Here is a 4194-nt window from a genome sequence, read left to right as displayed (position 1 = left end):
GAGGACGGGCTCAGTTGGGCGCTGGGCGGCGAGAGCGGGCGCGTGCGGACCGAGAGCGACCTTACGCCGTGGCGCGCCGCGCGCGGCGCCGCGGGCAGGATGCCGCCGGTCGGATTTCCGCGGAGCAACCGCTTTGATTAGCGGTTAACCAACCCCGGTTAACAACCCCGGACAGAGGGGGAAAGATACTTCGAATTAACCCCTGTCCCCCATAGAAGCTGCCATGCAGGCTGCAGTTTCCCGGCCGGCGATCGCTGCGAAGCGCCGTCGGGCGGACAATTTGAGTGCGACACCGCATCTTGCGATTGCGGACGATACCGGCTTGCTTTCCGCGCTTCCGATCGCGGCTGCCGTGATCGAGCATGCCGCCGATGGCTGCTTCAAGGTCGCCGCGCACAACGGCCGGTTCCTCGACCTGGTTGAGCGGTCGAACTGCACCGCGCTCGACTGGAACGAGGCCGATTGCCTCAAGGCCGGACCGATCGCCGAACAGCTGCGCACATTCTTCGACGGAACCGACACCGCAGGCGAGCTCGACTTCACCGACGGCGACGGCGTCTCGGCGCAATTCTACCGGATCAAGCTCGCGCCGTTGCCCAAGCGGGGCGGGTGCGAAGCACGGTGCCTGCTGAGCGTGGTCGACCGCACCGTCGAGCTGCAGGCGGAGCGGACTCTTCGCGCCGAAATGCTTCGCGACAGCTTGACCGGACTTCCCAACCGCCTCTCGTTCAGCGAGGCGATCGAGCAGGCCGGCGACAAGGTGGCGCGCGACCTCGAGCATGCCGTGCTCGTGGTCGACATGCTGCGCTTCAGTCGAATCAACGAATCGATGGGCAGCCTTGCCGGCGACGAGCTGCTGATCACCTTTGCGCGCCGGCTGATCCTCGCGCTGCGCGCCGGCGACGTGCTGGCGCGTACGGGCGGCAACGAGTTCGGGGTGCTGGTGTCGCTGCGCCGCGGGGTCGAGGACGCGCTCAAGGCCGCCGAGCGGATCCAGCAGGTGATGGCGGCGCCGTTCCGGCTGTCCGAGCTCGAAATTCGCGTCGAATGCGCGATTGGGGTCGCGCTGATGAACGCGGGGCAGGACCCCGAGGAGCTGTTCCGCAACGCCCAGTTCGCGGTCAAGCAGGCCAAGGTGGTGGGGCGGCCCCAGGTCTATGAGCCGAAGCAGGCCACCGAGGCGCGGCGGCGCTTTTCGATCGAAACCGAGTTGCGCCGCGCGCTCGACAAAGACCAGCTGAAGCTATTTTATCAGCCGCTCATCGACCTCAAGAGCGGCGAAGTCGCAGGCTTCGAGGCCCTCGCCCGCTGGACCCACGAGGACCGCGGCGAGATCAGTCCGACCGAGTTCATCCCCGTCGCCGAAGAGTCCGGCCTTATCCTCCAGCTCGGCCGCTGGGCGATGGACACGGCGGCGCAGACACTGGCCGGCTGGGACCGCGATGCCGGCGAACAGCTTCCGCTCTACGTCGGGGTCAACCTCTCGGCTATCCAGGTTGCCCGAGACGACATCGCAGCGGTCGTCGCGAGCGCGCTCAAAGCGAGCGGCCTTACCGGCGACCGCCTGACGCTCGAACTCACCGAAAGCTCGATCGTCCAGGACCCGGTGCGCGCGACGCGCGTCTTCGACGCGTTGAAGTCTCTCGACGCGACCGTCGCGATGGACGATTTTGGCACCGGCTACTCGAGCCTCGCCTACCTCCAGCGGCTGCCGATCGACGTGCTCAAGATCGACAAGAGCTTCGTCTCGGGGATGATGGTCGACGCTGACGCGGTGGCGATCGTCCGCGCCGTGCTCAGCCTCGCCGAGGCACTCGGCATGTCGACCACGGCGGAGGGGATCGAAACGGTCGAGCTGGCGACGACGCTGGCGACGCTTGGGTGCGCGTCCGGCCAGGGATTCTATTTCGCCAGGCCGCTCCCGGCCGAAGCCGCGCTCGACTATTGGAAGTCGCGCCGGCGCTGACTTGAAGGCTGTCGCCAGGATCGCCGTCAGGGCGATCGGAACTCTTAGCGCCCCCGTGAAGTTGAACGACCGTAACAGGGAGTCGATGGGCCATGCTGAGGTGGCTCGCGGTCGGCGCCGCCGTTTCGCTGGGGTGGGCGAGTCTGGCGAGCGCGCAGATGAAAGGCCTCTCGCCCGCGGAGATCGCCGGCGTCGCGCGCACCCGCGCGCTCGATTTTCGTATTTCCCCGCAAGCGTCCCTTCCCGGCTGGCATCCCCTCGTCGATGGGATGCTGGTCAGCCAAAATGTCGCGCCAAATGCGAAGCTCGGGATTGGCTTCGGAAACGTCTATGGTCGCAAGAAGGCGGGCCCTGATGTCCGCATCACCGGCGGGCCGCGCCACTCGCGCAAGCCGGCGATCAAGTTCGTGATGCGCTTTTAGCGAGCAGGTCCGAATAACGCGCGGGCCGCCGGGTTCGAGTGGCGGTCGCGAATGTCTTGCCGATGCTTCGGACGAGCGCGGAATGGCGACAATCCGGCGGATGCACGCCGATCCGCAATGCTGCAATGGGCGCACGTCGCAGTGCCGCCGCGGCAAGCAGAGAGGAACCCAGGCGCAGCCGGGTGCGGCTGGCCCAGGTGATCACGGGACCGCGGGCGAGATCGGCGCCGCTTGCCGGTGACCAGATGCGCAGATGGTCTTCGGCAATGGCAATGCGGGCTTGGGCAAGCGCGGCCATAGTGCCCTCGCCGTAGAGCCAGGCCGGAGCGACGAAACCATCGATGGGGCGGCCGATTACGTCCTCCAGCAGCGCGCGGCCGCCGGTAATGCGCGCGCTCGCCTCTTCCCTCGAGAGCCCGAGGAATTCGCCCTCCGCCGCCGTCATGAACCGCGCGCGCACGCGGTTCGCCGCAAGTCGATATTGCGACTCGTCCCGGTGGAAATAGCCGTGGAGGAAAATCTCGGTTCCGGCGTCGGCCCAGCGCCGTAGGCGGGCGGCGAAAGGCGAACCCGGAACAATCGGCGCGTCGCCCCAGTGGTTCGGTACCACGAGCATCGCGACGCGCCCGCCGACATAGGGCCGAAGCAGGTCGAGGAGCCGGTCGACCTCCGTCTCGAAACGCGGCGATACGTCGTGGATCGACGCAAGCAGGAGACGTTCGCGAGTCGGCAGCATGGAGTGGATGTGCGCAATGCCGGGCCGCTCCGCCAGTCGATGAACAAAGCTTCACTTGAAGTTCACTGCCCCCGCTCGCTTCCGTCGCGCGGATGCGGATCGTCGACGTTTGCGCCTTTTATTCACCCTTCGGCGGCGGCGTCCGCACCTATGTCGAGGCCAAGCTGCGCGCCGCTGCGCGCTTCGGGCATGAGATCATCGTCCTCGCTCCAGGAATCGATGAACAGCTGGTCAGGTGGGGACCTGGTGCGTTCCTCGCGACCATCCCGGGCCCGAGAATGCCGCTCGACGGCCGCTACCGCTATTTCGACGATGAGCGGCTGCTTCACGAGACGCTGGATGTGTGGAAGCCCGAGCACGTCGAAGTGTCGTCCCCATGGTCGAGTGCGACGATGGTAGGACGCTGGCAGGGCGCTGCGACGCGCTCGCTCGTCATGCACGCCGACCCGCTCGCGGCCTATGCCTATCGCTGGCTCGGCGGGGTCGCGCCGCGTCGGGCGATCGATCGCTGCTTCGGGTGGTTCTGGCGCCATTTGCGGGGACTCGGCCGCATGTTCGACACAGTGGTCTGCGCCAACGGCGAACTGGCGCAGCGGCTTTCCGACGGCGGAGTTGCGGGGACGAGAACCATTCGCATGGGAGTCGAAGCCGGCCTCTTTTCGCCGGCGCACAGGTCGGAGGAGCTGCGCCGGACGGCGCTTGCGGCACTCGGCCTTGATTCTAAGGCGCTGCTTCTGTTGGGCGTCGGCCGCTTCTCGGCAGAGAAGAGATGGGAGCTGGTCTTGCGCGCCGCGGGCGAATGCGGGCGCCGGCTGCCGGTGGGCATGTTGCTGGTCGGCGACGGTCCGAGGCGTGCCAGATTGGAGCTGATTGCCGATCGCTACCGCAACATCGCGGTTCTTGCCGCCGTTGCCGATCGCAATCGACTCGCGGCCCTGCTCGCCAGCGCCGACGCCGTTGTCCACGGCTGCGAATCCGAGACCTTTTGCCTGGTGGCCGCGGAGGCGCGGGCAAGCGGCGTGCCGCTGATCGTGCCCGACCGCGGCGCCGCGGTCGACCAGCTCGTGGAC

At 67.3% G+C, this 4194-nt stretch carries 4 protein-coding genes; 3 read left to right on the top strand and 1 reads right to left on the bottom strand.

Translation table 11 applies throughout. The features are described 5' to 3' along the window. Nucleotides 1–280: 280 nt before the first annotated feature. Entirely contained in the window at nt 281–1966 is a 1686-nt protein-coding gene (locus GH737_RS13405) for a putative bifunctional diguanylate cyclase/phosphodiesterase (protein ID WP_230558811.1), read from the top strand. A gap of 92 nt (nt 1967–2058) precedes the next feature. Beyond that, nucleotides 2059–2388, top strand: a complete 330-nt coding sequence (locus GH737_RS13400; RefSeq protein ID WP_155265296.1) for a hypothetical protein — start codon at nt 2059–2061, stop codon at nt 2386–2388. Here GH737_RS13400 and GH737_RS13395 read toward each other — a convergent pair. Next, nucleotides 2366–3124: a DUF2334 domain-containing protein gene (locus tag GH737_RS13395; protein WP_196233188.1), complete on the bottom strand. Its 759-nt coding sequence runs from the start codon at nt 3122–3124 to the stop codon at nt 2366–2368. The two genes, GH737_RS13400 and GH737_RS13395, sit on opposite strands and share 23 nt — an antisense overlap. A 92-nt stretch (nt 3125–3216) precedes the next feature. Here GH737_RS13395 and GH737_RS13390 point away from each other — a divergent pair. Beyond that, a partial coding sequence (locus GH737_RS13390; RefSeq protein WP_155265295.1) for a glycosyltransferase occupies nt 3217–4194 on the top strand: 978 nt, incomplete at its 3' end.

It is taken from the genome of Sphingomonas segetis (assembly GCF_009720245.1).
Classification (GTDB): Bacteria; Pseudomonadota; Alphaproteobacteria; order Sphingomonadales; family Sphingomonadaceae; genus Sphingomicrobium; species Sphingomicrobium segetis.
The sequence above is the reverse complement of the archived record's forward strand: the minus strand, read 5'-3'. Positions and strand labels throughout refer to the sequence as shown.

Coding starts and splice junctions, on each gene's coding strand:
- GH737_RS13395 (WP_196233188.1), bottom strand. CDS start 3,124: ATGCTGCCGACTCGCGAACGTCTCCTGCTTGCGTCGATCCACGACGTA.
- GH737_RS13400 (WP_155265296.1), top strand. CDS start 2,059: ATGCTGAGGTGGCTCGCGGTCGGCGCCGCCGTTTCGCTGGGGTGGGCG.